At 66.3% G+C, this 896-nt stretch carries 1 protein-coding gene; it reads left to right on the top strand.

The window, feature by feature from the left end; translation table 11 throughout:
* A partial coding sequence (locus RFM40_RS33585; protein WP_320279059.1) for an aminotransferase class V-fold PLP-dependent enzyme occupies positions 1-896 on the top strand: 896 nt, incomplete at both ends.

Below are 896 nucleotides of genomic sequence, written 5' to 3'. Positions count from 1 at the left end.
GTGCTCAGCCCCGGCGATAAGGTGCTGATGTCGCGCTTCGGCCAGTTCTCGCATCTGTGGGTCGACATGGCCGAGCGTCTCGGCTTCGAGGTCGACGTCATCGACTGCCAATGGGGAACGGGCGTGCCGCTGGATATCTACGCCGAGAAGCTGCATGCGGACAAAGCCCACCGCATCAAGGCGGTGTTCTGCACCCAGAACGAGACCGCGACCGGCGTGACCAGCGATGTCGCCGGCTGCCGCGCCGCGCTCGACGCGGCGAACCACCCAGCACTCCTCTTTGTCGACGGCGTGTCGTCGATCGGCTCGATCGACTTCCGACAGGAGGAGTGGCGCGTCGACTGCGCCGTCAGCGGCTCGCAGAAGGGCTTCATGCTTCCGGCCGGCCTTGGCTTCCTGTCGGTCAGCCAGAAGGCGCTAGCCGCTTCCAAGACCGCCACCCACCGGCACTGCTACTTCTCCTTCGACGACATGATCCGCGCCAACGACACCGGCTACTTCCCCTACACGCCGGCCACGCAGTTGCTGCGCGGGTTGCGCGCCTCGCTCGACCTCATCGCCGAGGAAGGGCTGGAGACCATCTTCGCCCGTCACCATCGCCTGGCCGAGGGCGTGCGCAAGGCGGTCGACGCCTGGGGGCTGAAGCTGTGCGCCAAGCAGCGCAAATGGCACTCCGACACGGTCAGCGCCATCCTGGTGCCGGAAGGCATCGACAGCGCCGACGTCGTCAAGCGCGCCTACCAGAAATACAACACCTCTCTCGGCGGTGGTCTCAACAAGGTGGCCGGCAAGGTCTTCCGCATCGGCCATCTCGGCTGGCTGAACGAGGTGATGGTGCTTGGTTCCCTTGCCGCCGCCGAGCTTGCGCTGCTCGATTGCGGCGTCGACCTGGCGCC

Source organism: Mesorhizobium captivum, assembly GCF_033977165.1.
Lineage (GTDB): Bacteria > Pseudomonadota > Alphaproteobacteria > Rhizobiales > Rhizobiaceae > Mesorhizobium > Mesorhizobium captivum.
The sequence above is the reverse complement of the archived record's forward strand: the minus strand, read 5'-3'. Positions and strand labels throughout refer to the sequence as shown.